The organism is Amycolatopsis sp. NPDC004079 (assembly GCF_040610415.1).
In the GTDB taxonomy this organism is placed as follows: domain Bacteria; phylum Actinomycetota; class Actinomycetes; order Mycobacteriales; family Pseudonocardiaceae; genus Amycolatopsis; species Amycolatopsis halotolerans.
This window is the reverse complement of record NZ_JBEXMH010000066.1, coordinates 1-20115: the sequence shown is the minus strand read 5'-3', so window position 1 is coordinate 20115 and position 20115 is coordinate 1. Positions and strand designations below refer to the sequence as shown.

At 68.8% G+C, this 20115-nt stretch carries 21 protein-coding genes; 15 read left to right on the top strand and 6 right to left on the bottom strand.

Annotated features, from left to right (window positions below):
• Nucleotides 1–28 precede the first annotated feature (28 nt).
• A complete protein-coding gene (locus ABZX37_RS40730; RefSeq protein ID WP_354748955.1) occupies nucleotides 29–634 on the top strand; it encodes a hypothetical protein in 606 nt (201 codons plus the stop codon).
• Nucleotides 635–744: 110 nt separating this feature from the next.
• Entirely contained in the window at nucleotides 745–1518 is a 774-nt protein-coding gene (locus tag ABZX37_RS40725) for a class I SAM-dependent methyltransferase (protein WP_354748953.1), read from the top strand.
• Here the strand turns inward: ABZX37_RS40725 and ABZX37_RS40720 are convergent.
• A complete protein-coding gene (locus ABZX37_RS40720; protein ID WP_354748951.1) occupies nucleotides 1511–2440 on the bottom strand; it encodes an RluA family pseudouridine synthase in 930 nt (309 codons plus the stop codon). The genes ABZX37_RS40725 and ABZX37_RS40720 overlap by 8 nt on opposite strands.
• Before the next feature lie 12 nt (nucleotides 2441–2452).
• Entirely contained in the window at nucleotides 2453–2848 is a 396-nt protein-coding gene (locus ABZX37_RS40715; RefSeq protein ID WP_354748949.1) for a DUF5313 domain-containing protein, read from the bottom strand.
• A gap of 104 nt (nucleotides 2849–2952) precedes the next feature.
• Between ABZX37_RS40715 and ABZX37_RS40710 the strand changes: the two genes are divergently transcribed.
• Entirely contained in the window at nucleotides 2953–3396 is a 444-nt protein-coding gene (locus tag ABZX37_RS40710) for a MarR family transcriptional regulator (protein WP_354748947.1), read from the top strand.
• A gap of 64 nt (nucleotides 3397–3460) precedes the next feature.
• On the top strand, nucleotides 3461–4345 hold the full coding sequence (locus tag ABZX37_RS40705; protein ID WP_354748945.1) for a TIGR03854 family LLM class F420-dependent oxidoreductase: 885 nt from the start codon (nucleotides 3461–3463) through the stop codon (nucleotides 4343–4345).
• Here the strand turns inward: ABZX37_RS40705 and ABZX37_RS40700 are convergent.
• Entirely contained in the window at nucleotides 4342–5868 is a 1527-nt protein-coding gene (locus ABZX37_RS40700) for an MDR family MFS transporter (RefSeq protein ID WP_354748943.1), read from the bottom strand. The genes ABZX37_RS40705 and ABZX37_RS40700 overlap by 4 nt on opposite strands.
• A gap of 87 nt (nucleotides 5869–5955) precedes the next feature.
• Between ABZX37_RS40700 and ABZX37_RS40695 the strand changes: the two genes are divergently transcribed.
• The 3 genes from ABZX37_RS40695 (at nucleotide 5956) to ligD (ending at nucleotide 9313) form a co-directional block, all read left to right on the top strand.
• Nucleotides 5956–7110 carry a DUF1015 family protein gene (locus ABZX37_RS40695; RefSeq protein WP_354748941.1) on the top strand — a complete coding sequence of 385 codons (1155 nt, stop codon included), beginning with the start codon at nucleotides 5956–5958 and terminating at the stop codon, nucleotides 7108–7110.
• A 113-nt stretch (nucleotides 7111–7223) separates the two neighbouring features.
• The gene (locus ABZX37_RS40690) at nucleotides 7224–8300 is read left to right on the top strand and encodes an ATP-dependent DNA ligase (RefSeq protein ID WP_354748939.1); all 1077 of its coding nucleotides are present in this window, start codon (nucleotides 7224–7226) and stop codon (nucleotides 8298–8300) included.
• On the top strand, nucleotides 8297–9313 hold the full coding sequence (ligD, locus tag ABZX37_RS40685) for a non-homologous end-joining DNA ligase (protein ID WP_354748937.1): 1017 nt from the start codon (nucleotides 8297–8299) through the stop codon (nucleotides 9311–9313). The genes ABZX37_RS40690 and ligD overlap by 4 nt, the downstream gene beginning before the upstream one ends.
• A gap of 11 nt (nucleotides 9314–9324) precedes the next feature.
• Here ligD and ABZX37_RS40680 read toward each other — a convergent pair whose 3' ends face one another.
• Together ABZX37_RS40680 and ABZX37_RS40675 are read right to left on the bottom strand one after the other, a co-directional pair.
• Entirely contained in the window at nucleotides 9325–9594 is a 270-nt protein-coding gene (locus ABZX37_RS40680) for a hypothetical protein (protein ID WP_354748936.1), read from the bottom strand.
• A 75-nt stretch (nucleotides 9595–9669) separates the two neighbouring features.
• Nucleotides 9670–10710, bottom strand: coding sequence for a GTP-binding protein (locus ABZX37_RS40675; protein ID WP_354748934.1), 1041 nt, complete (start codon nucleotides 10708–10710; stop codon nucleotides 9670–9672).
• Nucleotides 10711–10826: 116 nt separating this feature from the next.
• On the opposite strand from ABZX37_RS40675, the gene ABZX37_RS40670 reads away from it, so the two are divergent.
• Nucleotides 10827–11807: a nucleoside-diphosphate kinase gene (locus ABZX37_RS40670; protein WP_354748932.1), complete on the top strand. Its 981-nt coding sequence runs from the start codon at nucleotides 10827–10829 to the stop codon at nucleotides 11805–11807.
• A 9-nt stretch (nucleotides 11808–11816) separates the two neighbouring features.
• On the opposite strand, the gene ABZX37_RS40665 is transcribed toward ABZX37_RS40670, so the two are convergent.
• The gene (locus tag ABZX37_RS40665; RefSeq protein WP_354748930.1) at nucleotides 11817–12770 is read right to left on the bottom strand and encodes a nucleoside-diphosphate kinase; all 954 of its coding nucleotides are present in this window, start codon (nucleotides 12768–12770) and stop codon (nucleotides 11817–11819) included.
• A 997-nt stretch (nucleotides 12771–13767) separates the two neighbouring features.
• Here ABZX37_RS40665 and ABZX37_RS40660 point away from each other — a divergent pair.
• From ABZX37_RS40660 to ABZX37_RS40630, 7 genes are read left to right on the top strand one after another with little or no spacing between them, the layout of a single operon-like run.
• The gene (locus ABZX37_RS40660; RefSeq protein WP_354748928.1) at nucleotides 13768–14559 is read left to right on the top strand and encodes a YqcI/YcgG family protein; all 792 of its coding nucleotides are present in this window, start codon (nucleotides 13768–13770) and stop codon (nucleotides 14557–14559) included.
• Nucleotides 14560–14572: 13 nt separating this feature from the next.
• Nucleotides 14573–15391: an arginase family protein gene (locus ABZX37_RS40655; RefSeq protein WP_354748926.1), complete on the top strand. Its 819-nt coding sequence runs from the start codon at nucleotides 14573–14575 to the stop codon at nucleotides 15389–15391.
• 35 nt (nucleotides 15392–15426) lie between these two features.
• Nucleotides 15427–16287 carry a diaminopimelate epimerase gene (gene dapF / locus ABZX37_RS40650; RefSeq protein ID WP_354748924.1) on the top strand — a complete coding sequence of 287 codons (861 nt, stop codon included), beginning with the start codon at nucleotides 15427–15429 and terminating at the stop codon, nucleotides 16285–16287.
• The gene (gene cysK / locus ABZX37_RS40645; protein WP_354748923.1) at nucleotides 16262–17224 is read left to right on the top strand and encodes a cysteine synthase A; all 963 of its coding nucleotides are present in this window, start codon (nucleotides 16262–16264) and stop codon (nucleotides 17222–17224) included. Before dapF ends, cysK begins: the two co-directional genes overlap by 26 nt.
• A gap of 33 nt (nucleotides 17225–17257) precedes the next feature.
• Complete coding sequence (locus ABZX37_RS40640) at nucleotides 17258–18361, top strand: homoserine O-acetyltransferase (protein ID WP_354748921.1); 1104 nt, start codon at nucleotides 17258–17260, stop codon at nucleotides 18359–18361.
• Nucleotides 18362–18392: 31 nt separating this feature from the next.
• Nucleotides 18393–19130, top strand: coding sequence for an SDR family oxidoreductase (locus ABZX37_RS40635; protein ID WP_354748919.1), 738 nt, complete (start codon nucleotides 18393–18395; stop codon nucleotides 19128–19130).
• Nucleotides 19131–19147: 17 nt separating this feature from the next.
• Entirely contained in the window at nucleotides 19148–20029 is an 882-nt protein-coding gene (locus ABZX37_RS40630; protein WP_354748917.1) for a hypothetical protein, read from the top strand.
• Nucleotides 20030–20115 lie beyond the last annotated feature (86 nt).

Here is a 20115-nt window from a genome sequence, read left to right as displayed (position 1 = left end):
CCGCCCTGAGTTCGACGGAGGTTGGCACGTGCGCACGAGAACCCGGATCGGCGGAGCACTGGCGGCGGCGGTGTGCGGGATGGCGATTCTCGCCCCGGTCGCGGACGCCCAGGTCGGCGGCGGCACCTGGAAACCCTGGTCGCCGGGGTACAAGGAACAGCAGAAGGGCTGCGGCCAGGTCAGCGGGCTCACCTTCAAGCTGACCTGCTCCGACGGCAGCGGCGAGCAGCGGGCCGAGCGCCGCTACGACACCTACACCGGCGGCACGCACCAGTTCGAGGGTTCCTTCAAGATCACCAGCATGGGCGGTTCGCGGATCAGCCTGAAACAGACGTTCCGCGACGGCTCCAATGCCGGACCGTATTTCCTGCTGGCGGTGGAGAAGGGCGGAAGGCTCTACACCGTGGAGAACGGCCAGACCGTGGCGACCGGCGCGACTGTCGGGACTTCGGTGCGAGTCAACACGATCAACGAGGTCGGCAGCTCCCACAAGGTATACATCAACGGTTCGCTGAAGCAGACGGACGACAGCCCATCGGGTAGTTATTACGACAAGTTCGGGTCGTACCGGACGGCCAGCGGCGCCGGGCCGATTACCGTGCAGTGGAGCGGAATCAAGTTCTGGACCAGGTGATTCGCTTGCTCGCCGGACGGGTGCCATCCGCCGCCTGGCATCCGTCCGGCGAGCGGCCCCGGCCGAATTTCCGTTGCCGCGGCAGGGGAAATTCGGCCACTGTGGCGGGCATGACTCTGGTCGAGCATTACGACACTGAAACCACTGAGCGCACGCGGCTTCTCCGATCGCCGCACGGCAGGCTGGAATTCCGGCGCACGCAGGAGCTGGTGCGCAGAGCGATATCGGGGCCCGGCAAGAGAGTGCTCGACGTCGGCGGGGCGACCGGGGTGCACGCCCGATGGCTTGCCGCAGAAGGACATTCGGTGCACGTAGTCGATCCGGTGGCCGGTCATGTCGCGGAGGCGGCACACCTCGAAGGCGTCACCGCGGAAGTCGGGGATGCCCGAGCTTTGACCTGGCCGGACAACAGCGCGGATGTCGTGCTGCTGATGGGCCCGCTCTATCACCTGACCGAATCCGGCGACCGTGCGCAGGCGATCGCGGAAGCCCGGCGCGTTCTTCGGCCGGGAGGATTGCTATTCGCCGCCGCGATCAGCCGTTATCTCTCGGCCATGGAGACCGGAACAAACGGCCAGCTCACCGACCATATAACACCGTCGGTGGAAGCTGTCCTCAATACTGGACGCTATGACGGCCACGTCGGTTTCGTCCCCGCGCATTTCCACACCGCGGACGAGCTTCGCGGCGAGCTGGAAACCGCTGGGCTGTCGGAGATTTCGGTGTACGGAGTGGAGGGCCCGGCCTGGCCGGCGCTGGACGTGGCCGGTATCGACGAGTTCGACGCACGCGTGGACGCGGCCCTTCGATGCGCCCGGTTGGTCGAACAGGATCCGCTCCTGATCAACGCCAGCGCGCATTTCCTCGCCGTGGCTGTCAACTAGCCCATTCGTCCAGCGAATCCCACGCGGTGAGCGTCCGGCGACTGGTGAACCGGCGAGGTTCACCGCTCAGCGGATCGTCGAATTCCAGCACTTTGGCCAGCAGCTGCAACGGTTTCGTGAAGTCGTCCAGCGGTTTCTCGTGCAGCTCCGGATAAAAGTCGTCGCCAAGGATAGGAGTTCCCAAAGAACACATGTGGACCCGCAACTGGTGCGTGCGTCCAGTGGCAGGGGTGAGGCGATAACGCCCCAGCCCGTCCCGGTGCTCCAGAAGCTCCACTGTGGACTCCGAGTTCGGCGGCCCGGGAATCTCCTGCGCGGCCAGCACGCCGCGCTCCTTGATGATCCTGCTGCGCACGGTCCGGGGCAGCTCCAGGGAGGGATCGTACGGCGCGATCGCCTCGTATTCCTTGTGCACCAACCGATCGCGGAACATCGTCTGATACGCGCCCCGAGCGGACGGTGTGATCACGAACATCACCAGCCCCGCCGTCACGCGGTCGAGCCGGTGCGCGGGGGACAGCGCGGGCAGGTCCAGCGACCGACGCAGCCGCACCAAAGCGGTTTCCAGCACGTGCCGTCCACGCGGGATCGTCGCCAGGAAGTGGGGTTTGTCGACCACCAGCAGGTGCTCGTCGCGATGCAGGACGGTGACGTCGAAGGGCACCGGGACCTCGTCCGGCAGATCGCGGTGGAACCAGATGAACGACCCGGGGACGTACGCCGTGTCGATCCCCAGCGGACCGTCCTCGCCGTGGATCCGCTGCTCGCGCAGCATTTCCTCGATCCGTGCGGGAGCAACCCGGGGGAGGCGTTCGACCAGGTGCTCCAGCAGTGTCGTCCACGGGCCCTCGTCGGGCAGCCGCAGCCGGGCTGGGTCTAGGCCGTGCCGGGGCGGGATCGGGGCCGGGCGCTTGCGTCTCATCGGCTCCCGAGTCTAGTCGGCGGGGTGCTGCCGGTAGGCCGCGATGTAGCGGGCGGTCGCCTCGGCGTTGGCCTCGGCGGCCTTCTCGCGCCGGATCCGCTTGCCGGTTCCGGGCGGGAAACCGTTGCGGGCCAACCGGTGGTCGATGCTTTCCTCCATGTACGCGCACGAGTAGAAGTACGACACCAGCGCGGCCATCAGCACGATCGCCAGCCGCAGCCCGAGCGGGGCCGGCAGCAGCAGCCAGACCAGGCACAGCGGCGCGATGCCCACCGACGCGCGCAGGACGTGCCGCGCCTTCCAGTGCTTGGACGTCGCGTCGTGCAGCAGCCAGTCCCGGTAGCGCTCGGGCAGTCGTCCGCTGACGGCGTACCAGAACCAGCGGAGTACGCCGGGCCGTTCGGTCATCGTGCCTCCTCGGGGTCTGCGGCCAGAGTACACTAATGATTAGCACACTAACTATTAGTGTGGTGCAGCCCGCGCTAGGGTGGGCTCGAGCACGAGGAGGACGAGTGGCCGAGATCGACCTTGGCGAGGACCCGCTGAAGCTCGACCGGCAGGTGTGCTTCGCGCTGTCGGTCGCCTCGCGCAGCGTGATCGCGATTTACCGGCCGCTGCTGGAGCCGCACGGGCTGACGCATCCGCAGTACCTGGTGATGCTGGCGCTGTGGGAGCAGTCGCCGCGGTCGGTCAAGGACCTCAGCACGGCGTTGCGGCACGAGCCCGCGACGCTGTCGCCGCTGCTCAAACGGCTGGAAGCGGTCGGGTATGTGACGCGCGGCCGCAGCCGGGCCGACGAGCGCCAGTTGACCGTCGAGCTCACCGGGAAGGGGCGGAATCTGCGCGCCGAGGCGGAGAAAATCCCGTATCGCGTCGTGGAGCGGCTCGGCATGGAGGTTTCCGAACTGGAGGCGCTGCACGCCGCGCTGGGCCGGGTGATCGAAGCGACCGCCTAGCGGGAAGAACTCGCGCCCGGATCCGGTTCTGCTCAAGGGAACGCGTCGACTGAGCGGAGCGAACGTGGACAAGATCCGGGTGGGGGTGGCTCCGGGACTCGGGACCGGGCCGGAAGAATTCTCCGGTTTGGCGGAGCTGACGGAGGCAGCGGGCGTCGACTCGCTGTGGCTGTCGGAAGTGGTCTATTCGCCGGACGTCGACCCGTTGATCGGCATGACGCACGCGCTGGCCCGCACCGAGCGGCTCAAACTGGGCACCGGCGTGGCGATTCTGCCCGGACGGAACCCGGTGCTGGTCGCGAAACAGCTGGTCACGCTCGCTGGATTGGCCCCGAAACGCGTGCTCCCGGTGTTCGGCCTGATGCCCGCGCAGCCAGGGGAACGCGCCCTGTTCCCGGTGCCGCAGCGGCGACGCGCGGCGGTGTTCGACGAGTCGCTCGCGTTGCTGCGCCTGGTGCTGGAACGGGACAACGTGTCCTTCGACGGCGAGTTTTTCCAGGTCGAAGGCGTGACGATCGGGCCGCGTCCGGCGAAGCGGCTCGACGTCTGGGTCGGCGGTGCAGCCCCGGCGGCATTGCGTCGCGCGGGCCGGTTGTCCGACGGATGGCTCGGCAGTTTCCACACGCCGGACCAGTCCCGCGCGGCAAGGCTGGCGATTCAGGAAGCCGCGGCCGAAGCCGACCGGGAGATCGAATCGGACCACTTCGGCTTGAGCATGGTCCTGGCGCCGCACGGGATTCCGGAAGGGCTGCGGATGGTGGCGCAGCGGCGTAATCCAGGCCGCCCGGCCACCGAACTCGTGCCCACCAGCTGGGCCGGGGCGCGCCGGATGATCGAGCAGCACGTCGAGGCCGGACTCACGAAATTCGTGGTCCGGCCCGGATACTCCGGTGATTACCGGCAGTTCCTCGACGATTTCGTGCGCGAACTCGTGCCGTTGCAGAACTAGAACGTCAGCTGTTCGGTCTTGCGGGGCATGAGCAGCAGCGCGACGACGCTGAGCACCGACACGGCCACGATCGCGAGGAACACGTTGTGCGTGGCTCCGGCGAGCGATTCGCGCACGTACGCCGTGGCCGGTGAGTTGTCGTGCGCGCCGCTGAGAATGCGGCTGGTGGCGTCGACGCTCGCCGGAAGGTGCCCGGCGACCTCCGCGGGCGGGTTCGCGAACCGGCCGGCGAGGGTGGCGTTGGCGATCGCGCCGAAGATCGCCGTGCCGACCGCGCTGCCCAGCGAACGGCTGAACATGTTGGTCGCGGTCACCACACCGCGGCGCTCCCAGCCGACGGTCGACTGCACGGCCACCACCGTCGGGCTCGACGAAAGCCCGAGCCCGATACCGACCACGAACACGGCCGCCGCGGCCATCCAAACCACCGATTCGAGGCCGAGGAACGTCGCCATGACCGCCCCGACGAGCAGGAATCCGCTGCCGATCAGCGCGGTGTCGCGAAATCCGATCCGCAGGTAGACCTTCCCGGACAGCGACGCCGCAATCGGCCAGCCGATCGTGAGCGCGGCCAGCGCGAAGCCCGCGGTGAGCGCGTCCGTGCCGAGCACGCCTTCCGCGTAGGTGGGCAAGAACGAGCTGAAGCCCAGCAGCACCGCGCCGGTCACGAGGGCGACGAGGTTTCCGCCGATCAGCGTGCGCCGGGTGAACACCCACAGCGGCAGCACGGGTTCCTCCGCGCGCCGCTCGACCAGCACGAACGTGACCAGCATCAGGACGGCGACGGCGAAGATCGCCAGGCTCGGCGCGGACGTCCAGCTCCACGCGACCCCGCCTTCCAGCAGGGCCAGGATCAGCAGCGCGCAGCCGAGCGTCAGCAGGGTCGCGCCGGCGTAGTCGACCTTGTGCCGCGTGCGTTTCACCTGCTCGGTGAACTTGCGGTAGAGCATCCACGCGGCGAGCGCGCCGAGCGGCAGGTTGACGAAGAAGATCCACCGCCAGCTGAGGTATTCCGCGAACACGCCGCCGAGCGTCGGCCCGATCACCGAGGCGACCGCCCACACTCCGGCGAGGTAGCCCTGCACCCGGGCGCGCTCCTCGACCGTGTACAGGTCGCCGACCATCGTCATGCTGATCGGCTGGACCGCGCCCGCGCCGATGCCCTGCACCGCGCGCGCGGCGATGAGCACCGGCATGCTCCACGCGAATCCGCACAGCACCGAGCCGAGCAGGAACGCGGCGATGCCGAAGAACATCACCGGGCGGCGGCCGAGGACGTCGGCGAACTTGCCGTACAGCGGCACGGTGACCGCCTGGGTCAGCAGGTAGATCGAGAACAGCCACGGGAACTGGGAAAACCCGCCCAGGTCGCGGACCACCGAGGGGACCGCGGTGGCGATGATGGTGCTGTCGAGGGCCACGAGGCCGGTGCTCAGCATGACGGCGGCGAGGACGGGTCCGCGCTCGGAACGAAGGCCTACGGCGGCGCGTTTCGCCGCGGGCGGACTGCTCGTGGTTCCCATGCCGGGAATAAACTCCTTCGCACCGGCAAGCATTCCCCAGCCGTTTGATCGGTGCCCGAGCGTCCGTCTGACCGCCATCATGGGGGGATGGACAGATGGGTGCGATCGATCGGCAGCGGCTGGGTCGTGCGGGGCGAGGTGCCCGGGCCGGACGTCGACGAGTTCGCCGAACCGGCGGCCGTCACGAGGGCACTGGCGGCGGTGGAGGGGGACACGTTGCTGGCCGCGCAGCATCCGGCGCGGACCCCGGCGGCGCTGGCGGCCGGGCTGGACGTCGAGGCCGCGCTGCCGCAGGCGCGCGAGACCCTCGATCGGCTGCTGGCCGGGCACTACCGCCCGGAAACCGGGTTCGTCGCGGCTTACCGGATCGGGGAGACCATCGCGGGCGTGCTGTGCCAGGTCGACGTCCGTGAACTGGCGCCGGGCGGGGCTCGCGTGCGGCACACCGAGGAGGTCTATCCGGAGGTGGTCGCCGAGCGCGCGGCCGTCCTGGACGGCCTCGGCTGCGCGACGAGCGCCGCGCTCCTCGTGCCGGTCGGCGACGGCGCGGACCTGACCGCGGCGGTCAAGGAAGCGGCGAGCTCAGCGGATCCTGATGTGTCCACTGTGGACCGGGCAGGCCTGCCGCACGAGCTGTGGGTGGTGGGCCCCGGCGAGATGCAGGAACGGCTGCTGGAGGCCGCGTCGGCGAGCGATCTGCTGGTGGCGGACGGAAACCACCGGGTCGCGGCCGCCGCCGGAAGCGGTCAGCTGCTGGCGCTGATCACGGCGGGCTCGCAGCTGGAGATCCGGGCGATCAACCGCGTGCTGCTCGGGACCGGGCACACCGCCGAGGCCCTGTGCACGGCTTGGCGGGCGGCTGGGCTCGACGTGACCTGGTCGAACGACGCGACCCCGCCCTCCTGCCCCGGCACCGCGGTCGTGCTGGCCGGCTCGCGAGTGCTGCGGGTGCGGCTGCCCGGGGCGGATCCGCTGGTGATCGACCACGAGGTAGCGGAACAGCTGCTCCTGGGCTCGGCGCTCGGCCTCGACCCGGACGGCCCGCACGTCCGCCCGCTGCTGCCGGGCAGCCCGGTCCCGCCGGACGCGGACGCCGTGGTCCAACTGGCCCCGGTGCCGTTCGAGACGGTGCAGGCAGTGCACGCGGCGGGACGGCGGATGCCGCGGAAAGCCACGTACTTCACGCCCAAGCCGAGGGGCGGGCTGGTGCTGGCGCGCTTGTACCGCGCCGATCGTTACTAATCCGACCACAGCCACGCGCAGCAACGGTTGCGTGCCGAGCGGGGGTCGGCCTGCTTCTGGTCGGATTAGTAAAAAGGTGCAGGTCAGCGTCTGTTCCGCTTAGGATCGCGCAGGTGGAGCTACCCCTGATGCCGCCGGTGCGGCCGATGCTCGCCAAAGCCGTGCACGAGGTGCCGCGCGACGGCGGGTTCTGGTACGAGCCGAAGTGGGACGGCTTCCGCTGCGTGGTGTTCCGCGACGGCGACGAGGTCGAACTCGGCTCGCGCAACGACCGTCCCCTCACCCGGTACTTCCCGGAGCTGGTCGACCTGCTGCGCGACGCACTGCCGGACAAATGCGTCGTCGACGGCGAGATCGTGCTGGTCACGCCGCGCGGCCTGGACTTCGGCGCGTTGCAGCTGCGGCTGCACCCGGCGGCCAGCCGGGTCCGGAAGCTCGCCGAGGAGACTCCCGCCAGCTTCGTCGCGTTCGACCTGCTCGCACTAGGGGAGCAGGACCTGACTGAGCAACCGTTCGCCGACCGGCGTCGCATGTTGGAGGGGATCTTCGCTCCCTCGAGCGGCTTGCAGCGGGTGCACTTGACCCCGCTCACCACTGACCCGGACACCGCGCAGGACTGGTTCACCCGGTTCGAGGGCGCGGGCTTCGACGGGGTCATGGCGAAACCCGCCGATCTGCCGTACGAGCAGGACAAGCGCGTGATGCTGAAGGTGAAGCACGAACGCACCGCGGACTGCGTCGTCGCCGGTTTCCGCTGGCACAAGGACGGCAAGGGCGTCGGCTCGCTGCTGCTCGGCCTGTACGACGACGAGGGTTCGCTGCACCACGTAGGCGTCGCGAGCAGCTTCACCGCGGCGCGGCGCCGGGAGCTGGTCGAGGAGCTGGCCCCGTGGCGGGAGAACGCGCTCGAAGGCCATCCGTGGCGCAGCTGGGCGGAATGGCAAGCCGACGAGGTCCGCCGTCCGGGCGCGAACAGCCGATGGGCCCCCGACAAAGACCTGTCCTGGGAACCGCTGCGTCCGGAACAAGTCGCCGAAGTCCGCTACGAACACCTGCAAGGCGGCCGCTTCCGCCACGGCGGACGGCTAGTCCGCTTCCGTCCCGACCGAACTCCGGATTCGTGCACCTACGCACAACTCGACGAAGCCCCGCCAGCGGAGTTGGCGGATTTGTTCGGGGAGGCCCGATGAGCGGGGCAACACTGGAAATAGACGGTGTAGAACTGACAATCTCCAGCCCTGACAAGGTCTATTTCCCGGAACGAGGCGAAACCAAGCTAGCTCTCGTACGCTATTACCAGGCCGTCGCGGGCCCCTTGCTGGACCGGCTGGGCGGACGGCCGCTCCTTTTGGAACGCTATCCAGACGGGGCGGGCGGGAAATCCTGGTTCCAAAAACGCACGCCGAAGAACGCTCCTTCCTGGCTGACCACAGCCGTCGTCTCCACCCCGAACGGCACCACCAGCGACGCCCTGGTCGCCGCGAACCTGGCTCACGTCCTGTGGGCGGTAAACCAAGGCTGCCTGGGCTTCCACGTATGGCCGAACCGCGCGGCGGCGCTGGATATCGCGGACGAACTGCGCATCGACCTGGACCCGTCACCCGGCATCGGCTTCCCACAGTTGCGCGAGGCAGCGATACTGGTGCGCGAATTCTTGGCCGAACTGGGTATCGAGGTCTACGTAAAGACCTCCGGCTCGCGAGGCCTGCACCTGTATTCCATGCTGGAACCGCGATGGGACGGCTACGAGGTGCGGGCAGCCGCTGTAGCATTGGCGCGGGCTTTGGAACGGCGGCATCCAGATCTCATCACCGCGCAATGGTGGAAAGAAGAACGCGGTTCGCGGGTTTTCGTGGACTTCAACCAGAATGCTCCGCATAAGACGGTTTTCGGAGCTTGGTGCGTGCGGCCGAGGCTGGGCGGGCAAGTGTCGACGCCGATCACTTGGGACGAACTGGCAACGGTGGAGCCAGACACCCTGACGCTCTCGACCGTCCCAGCACTGGTCGCGGAACGAGGCGACCCATGGGCAGGCGCGAACGACCGGCCGCAATCGATCGAGGCGTTGCTGGAGATGTCTCGGGAAGATATGGCTGGCGGGCTGATGGACGCACCGTGGCCGCCCGTCTACCCGAAGATGCCCAACGAACCACCGCGAGTAGCACCCAGCCGAGCCAAAAAGGCGACCGCCGCCGACGAGTAACGAGCGGAACCTCACCCCAACGAAAGATCAAACGCCAACTGCTCCTCCTCCGAAGCACCCACAGAACCCCCGGACAAGCTGGCCACACACCCAGGGCAAGGCGTCACATGTCCAGTCCCGGGCTCAGTCAAATCCACCGGCGTCCAAGTCCGGGAGTCCCGCTCCCCGCACGCGGACCTCCGATACCGAAGATCGTCCGCGCGAGTCATCAGATGCGCGACCGGATCCTCCTCCGGCAACGCGCCGACCAAATACCACCGGGCCGCAATCGTCTTCGCCATAGGAACTCGTCCTCCAAAGAGGCTGCTTCGAGCTACCCGGCCATACTGCGACCCCCACCCCCGTAACCGGCGCGTTTAGCCATCTTCGGCGTGGCGCGACGACTCCTCGTCCGGCTCGTCCAAATACCGGAGAAACCGCAAAAGCCCCCGCTCATCAGCGCCTGCGTCCTTATCCACGCAAGCGCGAAGCTCCCGCTCAACGCGAGCCGAATCGATCCCGGCCCCGATCAACACCAGCTCGGTCCGACGTCCCCCACCAGGCCAAGACGACCGCTCGACCTGCACGAACGCCCCCACCGTATGCAGCCCGAACCGAGACCGACCCCCCTCTGCGCCAAGATCAACCTGCCCCTTGACCCGATACAACCCAGCAGGCCGACTCTCCAAAAAGGCCATGAACCGCCGTGGCGAAAGCGGCTGATCGGACGTGAACGCGACACTCTCATAACGCGCGTGCAAATGCTCGGAATGATCGTGCTCGCGAAGATCGTCCAACGACAACTGCCCGTAACTGTCCCGAGGTCGAGGGTCGAAAAACAACGCCGGATCAACCCGCCCGCGCTCAGTCAGCACCATCGGCACCCCCGGCGCGTACTCCTCGACCACACCCCGCACCTTGGCCACCGCATCCGCGTCGGCCCGATCGACCTTGTTGAGAACCACCAGGTCGGCAACCCGCAGGTGCTCGGCAAGCTCCGGATGCCGCTCCCGCGTCGCCTCGAACTCCACCGCGTCGACAACCTCGACCAGCCCGCCGTACCGAATATCCGGATTCTCGCTGGCGATCATCAACCGCAACAGATCACGCGGCTCGGCGATCCCGCTGGCCTCCACGACGATCACGTCGATACCGGCCTCAGGCCGCGACAGCTTGCCAAGCATGGCGTCCAGCCCGCTGGCGTCCACCGCACAGCACAGGCAGCCGTTGCCGAGCGACACCATCGTGTCGACCTGCCCTGCAACGGCGAGCGCGTCGATGTTCACCTGGCCGAAGTCGTTGACCACGACGCCGACCCTGGCGCCCTGGCGATTGGCGAGCAGGTGATTGAGCATTGTGGTCTTTCCCGCGCCAAGAAAACCCGCGACGAGAACTACCGGAACCCGCTGCCTGGCCACGCTTCAACCCCTTCTGCCGTCCGGTCGTCGACGATACCTGGCGCCGCAGCGACGACCGGCGTTGCCGCCTCCGCAAAGGGGACTTGCGGAGTGTGCCGTTGTGGCACGATGAACGGATGATCTGGACGCCGGGCAGGGAGGACCGGGTCGACGGCATGCCGACGGCCGAGGAGTGGCGGCAGTTGTCGGTCGTGCCGGAGAAACGGGAGGTCTACGGCTACGACCTGTACTTCCGTGAGTGCTGGGCGGACGTGCTCTCGGTCTTCGGCGGCGACGCGACCGGCGTGCTCGACGGGCTGGCGATGCTCGTGGTCAAACCGGACGCGGTGGTCGGCCGCAGGCTCGGCCCCGTCATGGAGTACCTGGCGGACAACGGTTTCGTGCCGGTCGCCACCACGCGCTTGCGCTACACCCGGCATTCGATGCGCGAGGTGTGGCGCTACGACTGGCACATCTACACCGTCGACCGGCTGCAGTTATGCACTTTCTACTATCTCACCAACGACGTGCTGCTGTTTCTGGCGCGCGACGTCCGCCCGGTCGCGGGATTGCCCGCGACGGTCCGGCTCTGCGAGCTGAAGGGCGTCGGCGATCCGGCCCAGCGCAAACCGCACCATCTGCGCACGAAGCTGAACCCGCCCAACCGGATCCTGAACTTCGTGCACGTCGGCGACGAACCGGCGGACATCGTGCGCGAGCTGGCGATCTTCCTCGACCGCCCGCAGCGGCTCCGGTTTCTCGAGGAGCTGCGGGCGCATCTCGCCGAGGACCGCACGGCGCAGGCACGGGCCGAGATCGCCGCCATCGAAGCGGATTGCCCGGCGCACGACCTGGATATCGACGCGACGCTGGACCGGCTGGCCTTGATGACGCGCGAGTCCGCGGTCGCCCGGTTGCGCGAACTCGTGGCGGGCGGGGAGCGGATCACCTGGGACGAGCTGGCCGAGCTGGTGCCGTTCGAGAAGGCCGACCGCTGGGACGTGATCGTGACGGCGTCGTTCGTGGTGCACAACGAGCGCCCGGTGCCGCATGCCTTGCTGCCGCCGGTTTCGCCGGAAGCGTGGACGGCACAAGCGGCGCGGCATCCGGTCGGCTGACCAGTTCGTCTACAAAGGACGCCGCACCCGGGGCTTGTCCCAGAGCACGGGAGGCGGGTTGGAGATCAGCTTCGTCTCGCCGGGCTCGTCGCATTCGATCAGGCCCGCCCCGACCGCGGCGAGGTCCCAGCGATCGACCTCGGCCCCGCTTTCGGCGACGGCCTCGGCGACCTCGATCCAGGGCACGGATTCCCCGAACCGCAGGCGTTCCAGCAGCTGGAGCGCCTGGCCGCCGCGCTCGGACCGGTTGAGCGCGGCCGCCACAGCCTCGGCGGCCGCGTCGGCGTCGAAGGACTGCGGGACGGCGGTGGCTTCGGCGGCGAGTGCTTCTTCGAGCAACGGCAGACCGCTCGGTTCGTCGGAGGCCAGTCCGGTCAGCGCCTCCCGCCGCTGCGCCGGGTCGAGCAGCAGGCCGAGTTCGCGGATCAGGTCGGCGGGCTCATCAGCGACGTGGACGTAGCTGAAGTTGCGGTTGTGCTGGCGCAGCAGGGCGCGCAGCGTGCCGGGCTTCTGCTGTGCCAGGTCGGCTGAGCCTTTCAGCGAGGCCAGCCGCGTTGTCGCGGGCGTCGGCCCAGGCTGCTCGTCTCGCGCGAGCAGCAGCAGGCCGGAACCGGCGTAGATGAGGTCGTTCAGCGCGAGCCGGTCCACCGTGGCCGACGTCAGCTGGTACCGCCACATTTCCCGCCACAGCGGGCCGCTGAACGCCGGGCGCTGCACGGTCTGGACGGCGAAGCCCTGATCGGTCAGCCAGTCGAGCACCGGGCGCACCTTGCCCGCGGCGATGCCGTCCGGTTTGACCATCAGCAGCGCGTGCCGGCGCAGGACTTCCGGGGCCCGGTCGCCGAGGAACCGGGCGACGTCGCGGATGCCTTCCCGGAAATAGGTTTCGCGGCGGTAAGCGGTGCGCTTCGCGGGCATTCGCGTGAGCGCGGCCCAGTCCGTGTCGTCGATCTTTGCCCCCATGGTCGATCCTCTGCCGCGATGATATCCCGGAGACGCTCCGCGAGCGGAAGCCGGCGACGGGGGCGCTGCGCGCCGGGCGAGGCGTGTGAAGCACCGATGAGCAGTCTGCCAAGAAATGCCGAACACCTTCTGCGGACCGCTGTCAGGCGCAGCGGATGTCGACGAAAGTCGCTTCGTCCTGAATATGCGAGGTTTCGCCGCCTGGTGGGCGGGATGGCGGATTCCGCGGCGGCCGATCAGGCTACGGCAAAGGCGGGATCGACGGCTGACTAGCGGAACCGGATCAGGTCCTCGTCCTGCGAAACGTCGAATCGGCGCGGAACGCGCGAGTACCGAAGGTCTACTGTGGATGGACACGTTTTGTCCATGCTGCCAGGCGATTTCAGTGGTCCGTACCGGTTAACGCTGTCGATCCCGCACCCTCCCGGCCCGGGGTTGCGCCGGATGCCGGAAGCGAATTGCTCGGTTCCGGGCATTGCGTCGACAGATTCTCCGACATTCCTTTTTTTCGCGTAGAATGTTGTTCACCCGGATGGTCGCTGCGCCGGTTTGCCCGGGTCCATAGAGTCTGAGAGGCAGCGGCGGTCCGGTGGGGGAATAACCGTCAGCGGCTCCGAATCGCGGCTCGCACACGGCCGTGCCGGGTGCGGACGGGCGCGGGTGAGCCCCGGACGCGTCGCGGGCGGCACCGGACCGGTCGGCTGCGCGAACACCCTGTATCCGCACGGCGCCCAGCACGCCGCGCACCCCAGCACTCCCGAGTATCCCCAGCACCGCGCAGCCGAACACCACCGCGACCACCCGCGCCACCGTCCGCACCGGCGGCGCTTCGCGTTCCCGGACGATCGACGCCGCACCGGGGCGGCCGTCGACCAGCCGGAATCCGTTCCGCGGGTCCGCCGGAGAAATCCCGCACGACCGGCTCCCGCGACTGAGGCCCGGCCGGACGGCGGAAAGGACCACGTATCCCGAGGAAGAACATTCCCGGAGGGCCGGAATGCACAATTTGCTCGAGTCCCGCAGCACGACCTTGATCACCCAGCAGGAGGCCGAAACATTCGGAAAGGACTGGCGCGCCGCGGCGTTCCGCGACGTCGAGTCCAGGCTCACCGACCGCGGTTTCCCTTGTGTCTTCTCGAGAAACGCATTCCGGAAGAAACTGCTCCTGTTCGCCTTCGCCGAGGACGCCGGGCCGGACGGCATCGCGAGACTCGGCGCCGCGCTCGCTGATTACGTCGAACTTTCCCGGAACTGGAACGGTCACCTCGACACCGCGTACCCCTTGCTGATCGTGTTCTCGCCCTCGGCCGTCTCGGCCCGGTCCGTCGCCGGGTACCAGGCGTTCGGCTGGGAGGTGATCCAGAAGCTGCACCACGTCGACCCGGCGCCGTGGCCGGACAACGTCGGCACCGACCCCGGCGAAAGCTCGTGGTCCATGTGTTTCAACGGAATGCCGCTGTTCGTCAACATGAGCAATCCCGCGCACGAGGTCCGGCGCAGCCGCAACCTCGGCGCGCATTTCGTGCTGGTGGTCAACCCGCGCGAGCGGTTCGACGCGGTCGCGGGCGACACCCCGAGCGGCCGCAAGGTCCGCAGCAACATCCGGGCGAGGATCGACCGCTACGACGGCGCCCCGCGGGCCCGCCAGCTCGGCTCCTACGGCGTGACCGGGCTCGAATGGTGGCAGTACGGCCTTCCCGAGGACGACGTCGAGCGGACCGATGCCTGCCCGTTTTCCTTCCGGGCGAACGAAACCGCGCAGCCGGACGGGGCCGCGGCCCCTACCTGATCGGAGACAGGCGATGATGGAAGTGATCGTTTCCCAAGGCCGCATCGGAGATCGCGGCGCGGGAATGATCGAAGGCGCGGCGCGCACGGCGCGTGCGCTGGAAGAACGATACGGCGTCGAGACGCGTTTCGTCGGCACTCCCGCCGGCCCGGAGGACGACGACTGGGCGGTCAGCCTCCTGGCCGCGGAAGAGACGCTTTCCGGCCTGGCGCAAGCGGTTTCGGCGAGCGTCGCGGCCGGACGGCGCACGGTGCTCGTGGCCAACACCTGTTCGGCCAGCCTGGCGACGCTGCCGGCCGCGGTCCGGGCGCACCCGGACTGCGCGGTGCTGTGGATCGACGCGCACGGCGACTTCAACACCCCGGACACCACGGAATCGGGCTACCTCGGCGGGATGGCGCTGTCGGGCGCGTGCGGCCTGTGGGAAAGCGGGCACGGCGCGGGCGTCGATCCCAGCCGGGTCGTCCTCGTCGGCGCGCGCGACATCGATCCGTCCGAACGCGACCTGCTGGACAAGGCGGGCGTCCGGATCCTCGCCCCGGCGGACGTCACCGGGCAGCGGGTCGCGGCGGCCGTCGGCGGCGCGCGGGTGTGGGTGCACATCGACTGGGACGTGCTCGAACCGGGCACGGTGCCCGCCGATTACCACGTGCCGGACGGTCTGCCTCCCGGCGGGATCCGCGAGATCCTGGAGTCGATTCCGGCCGCCGACGTCCTCGGTCTCGAACTGGCCGAGTTCGCCGCGACCGGCGACGAAAGCACCGACGCGCGCGCGGCCGAGTCCATTATGGACATGGTCGCCCCGGTGTTCGCGACCGCGGCGGTGAGATGAACCGGCGCACGACGGCCGTCCTAAAGGCGGCGCGGGTGAGTCCTTCGCTTCCGTTCGCCAAAATGCACGGGTGCGGCAACGATTTCGTCGTACTCGACCTGCGGGACGCGCCCGGGCCTTCGCCGGAACTGTGCCGGGCGCTCGCCGACCGGCACACCGGCGTCGGCTGCGACCTGATCCTCGGGATCCGGCCGCCGCGCAGCGCTTCCGCGGTCGCCGCGTTCGAGATCTGGACCGGGGCGGGCGAAAGCTCGCTGCAGTGCGGCAACGGCGCCCGCTGCGTCGCCTCCTGGCTCGTCCGGGCCGGGCTGGCGCGCCCGCCGTCGTTCGAGATCGACAGTCCCAGCGGGACACATCAGGTGGAAGTGCTGGGAGACAACGCGTTCAGCATCGGGCTGACCGTGCCGCGGTTCGCTCCCGAGCAGATCCCGCTGTCCGGCTTCGCGAGCCGGGACGGCCGGTACGAGGCGGCGCTGGCGGACGGGACTCCCGTCCGCTTCGCCGCGGCCTCCACCGGCAATCCGCACGTGGTGCTCGAAGTCGACGACATCGGCAGCGCCCCGGTGGCGCGGCTCGGCCCGGCCGTGCGAGCGCTGCCCGGGCTGCCGCCGACGGTCAACGTCGGATTCGCCGAGGTCGTGGCACGCGACCGGATCCGGTTGCGGGTCCACGAATTCGGCGCGGGCGAGACGCTCGCCTGCGGCAGCGGGGCCTGCGCGGCCGCCGCGGTCCTGATCCGGGCCGGGCGGCTCGACCGGAACGTGACGGTCGAGGTGCCCGGCGGGGAACTCCGGATCGGCTGGCCCGCCGAAGAGGAGCCGATCGTCCTGGCCGGCCCGGCCACGACTGTGTACGAAGGAGAATTCCGTCATGCCGCTGTACTCCAGCATTCTTGACGCGATCGGCCGCACGCCGATCGTGCGGCTGAACCGGATGGCGCCCGGGCACGTCTCGGTGTACGTCAAGGTCGAGTCGTTCAACCCGGGCGGCTCGGTGAAGGACCGGCTGGCGCTGGCCATCGTCCTCGACGCCGAGGCGAGGGGAGAGCTCAAGCCCGGCGACACGATCGTGGAGTGCACGTCCGGCAACGTCGGCATCGCGCTGGCGATGGTGGCGGCCGCGCGCGGGTACCAGTTCGTCGCGGTCCTCGGCGACACGTACTCGGTGGAACGGCGCAAGCTGATCCGCGCGTACGGCGGCAAGGTGGTGCTCTTCCCCGGCCACCTCGGCAGCCTCGGCGGCAACCGGATCGCCGACGACCTGGCCGAGAAGCACGGCTGGTTCCGCGCCCGCCAGTTCGAGAACCCGGCCAACCCCGCGTATCACCGGGAGACCACGGCCGCGGAGATCCTCTCCGACTTCGCCGGGAAACGGCTGGACACCTTCGTCACCGGATTCGGCACCAGCGGCACGATCACCGGCGTCGGGCAGATGCTCAAACTGGCCCGGCCCGACGTGCGGACCGTCGTGCTGGAGCCGGAAAAGGCGGCCGTGCTGGCCGGGCAGTCGTGGAATCTGCACCAGTTGCAGGGACTGGCTCCGAACTTCGTCCCCGGGGTGATGGACCGCACCGTGATCGACGAACTGGTGACGATCGACGACGAGCTGGCCAGGGACACCGCGCGCCGCTTGGCCGCCGAAGAGGGGATCTTCGCCGGAATGTCCGCGGGCGCGACCCTCGCCGCCGCGTTGCGCGAAGCGGAGAGCTCGCCCGAGGGCGCGGTGCTGCTCGCGATGCTGCCCGACACCGGCGAACGGTATCTGTCCAGTTTCTGGTTCGAAGGAATCAGCGACGGTTCGGACGACGAATGGCTGGCCTCGCTCGGCGAGTGACGCGCACTCTCGCCTGACCACCTGGGAAACGTGATGCACGAATTCATTCCTCCGGCCACGCGGTTCGCCCCGCTTCCAGAGAGATTCGCCATGAAACGCGGCGGCGTGCTGCACGGCGCGCGCGTCGCTTACGAGACCTTCGGACAGCCCTCCGCGGCAGGGGACAACGTCGTCCTGCTGCTCACCGGGCTTTCGCCGGACGCGCACGCCGCGTCGAGCCCCGAGGACCCCGCTCCTGGCTGGTGGGAGTCGATGCTGGGGCCGGGCAAGCCGATCGACACCGACCAGTGGCACGTGATCTGCGTGAACTCGCTCGGCGGCTGTCAAGGATCGACCGGGCCCGCCTCGCGTGACCCGGCGACCGGGCAGCCATACCGGCTCGGCTTTCCCGAACTGTCTATTGAGGACATTGCGGACGCCGCGGCGAACACGGTGCGGCACCTCGGATTCGATCGGCTGGCGTGCGTCGTCGGCGCGTCGATGGGCGGGATGAGCGCGCTCGCGTTGCTGGCCCGGCATCCGGACCTGGCGCGCAGCCACATCAGCATCTCCGCGGCCGCGCATTCGCTGCCGTACTCGATCGCGATCCGTTCCCTGCAACGGGAAGCGATCCGCTCCGATCCACTGTGGAACGACGGGCGGTATCTTCCGGAGCGCTATCCGGAACGCGGCATGCTGACCGCGCGCAAAATCGGCATGACCACGTACCGGTCGGCGCGGGAATGGGAGCGCCGGTTCGGCCGCGAGAGATCCGGGATCGGGGACGCCGCGTTCGGCCTGGAGTTCGCCGTCGAGTTCTATTTGGACCATCACGCGCGCCGGTTCGTGCGCCGGTTCGATCCCAACAGCTACCTGTACCTCAGCCGCAGCATGGACTGGTTCGACCTCGGCGAGCTGTGCGGCGGCAGCACCGCGGAGGCGCTGGCGCGGCTGCGGGTCGACCAGGCGCTCGTGATCGGCACGGAGACGGACATCCTGTTCCCGCTGCACCAGCAGCGGGAGATCGCCGACGGACTGCGGGCAGGCGGCGCGGACGTCGAGTTCCTCGCGCTGGAATCCGATCTCGGCCACGACGCGTTCCTGGCGGACCTCGACAGTTTCGGGCCGCCGGCAGCGAAATTCCTGTCCGCCCTGTGACCGCCGGAGAAGACAAGAGAGCGAGACCGATTTGGACGACACCATTGCCCTGGTCACCGGGGCCAACCGCGGCATCGGGTTCGAGATCGTGCGGCAGCTCGCCGAACGCGGCGTCCGCGTGGTGCTCAGCGGGCGCAACGAAGCCGCCGTCGAGACCGCTGCGACGGGCTTGCGCGACGCGGGACTTGCGGTCGAAGGGCTTCAGCTCGACGTGACCGATCCGAAGAGCATCGAGGCCGCCGCGGCGGAGCTGGAAACCCGGTACGGACGGCTCGACATCCTGGTCAACAACGCGGCCGTGCGGATCGAGAAGTACGGCAAGCAGCCGTCGGAGCAGACGCTCGCCGAATGGCGGGAAACCTTCGACACCAACCTGTTCGGCACGGTCGAGACGACGCTGGCGATGCTGCCGCTGATCCGCAAGTCGGCCGCTGGGCGGATCGTGAACGTGTCGAGCCTGCTCGGCTCGCTCACCCGGCACAGCGATCCCGAGTCCTACACCCACAGCGACACCTTCAAGGCGCTTCCGGCCTACAGCGCCACGAAGAGCGCGGTGAACTCGTGGACCGTGCACCTGGCGTACGAGCTGCGCGACACGCCGATCAAGGTCAACTCGGCGCATCCCGGCTACACCAAGACCGGGATGAACGACGGAGCCGGAGACCTCGAACCCGCGGACGGCGCCGTGACCAGTGTCGAGCTCGCGCTTCTTGACGAGGACGGCCCGAGCGGCAGCTACCTCCACGCCGGGAAGGTCCTGCCGTGGTGACCCGCACTGTTGCTCTCGTGACCGACCGCGTCAGCCTGCCCATCGACTACGACATGCCGCTGCTGCGCGAGGCCTGCGCGAAAGTCGGTCTGGAGACCGAGGTCTGCCAGTGGGAGGACGCCGAGGTCGACTGGGCGCGGTTCGACGCGGTTGTGCTGCGCTCGCCGTGGAACTACGTGGACCAGCTGCCGGAGTTCCTGGCGTGGTGCGAACGGGTCGAGAAGGCGACGCTCCTGCTCAACCCGCTCGCGGTCGCCCGGTGGGCGCTGGACAAGTCCTACCTGGCGGACCTGGCCGCGCTCGGCGTCCCGGTCGTCCCGAGCCGGTTCGCTTCCCCCGGGGACGACCCGGACCTCGTGGTGCAGGAAGTGCTGGAGAAGCATCTCGAAGCCACGGAAATCGTCGTCAAGCCGGGGATCGGCGCGTATTCGCGCAACGTCCGCCGATTCACCCGGCCGGCGACACGTGAAGCCGCCGCGCATCTGTCGAAGCTGTTCGACGAAGGCGGGCACGCGCTCGTCCAGCCGTATTTCGCGTCGGTCGACCGGGACGGCGAAACGAACCTGATCTATTTCGACCGGGAGTACAGCCACGCCATCCGCAAGGCCGCGATGCTGATGCCGGACGGCACTGTGCACGTCCCGACGCTCGATTTCCGCAAACCACGCGTAGCCGACCAGGACGAACGCGCGGTCGCCTCCGCCGCTCTCGACGCCGCAGCCAGCCATCTCGGACTGGACCGGCCGCTGCTGTACGGCCGCGTCGACCTGGTCCGCGACGACCGGGGGCAGCCTCGGGTGCTGGAACTGGACATCTGCGAACCGTCGCTCAACCTGCCCTTCGATGACAACAGCGCGCTGCGGTTCGCCACCGTTCTAGCCAACCGCGTCGGCTCCTGACCACCCCAGCCACAACGCGGGATCGCGTCGGCGTCTGACGGAGTTGCGTGCACGGCCCCCCGGGCCGGGTACGCAGCTCCGTCAGA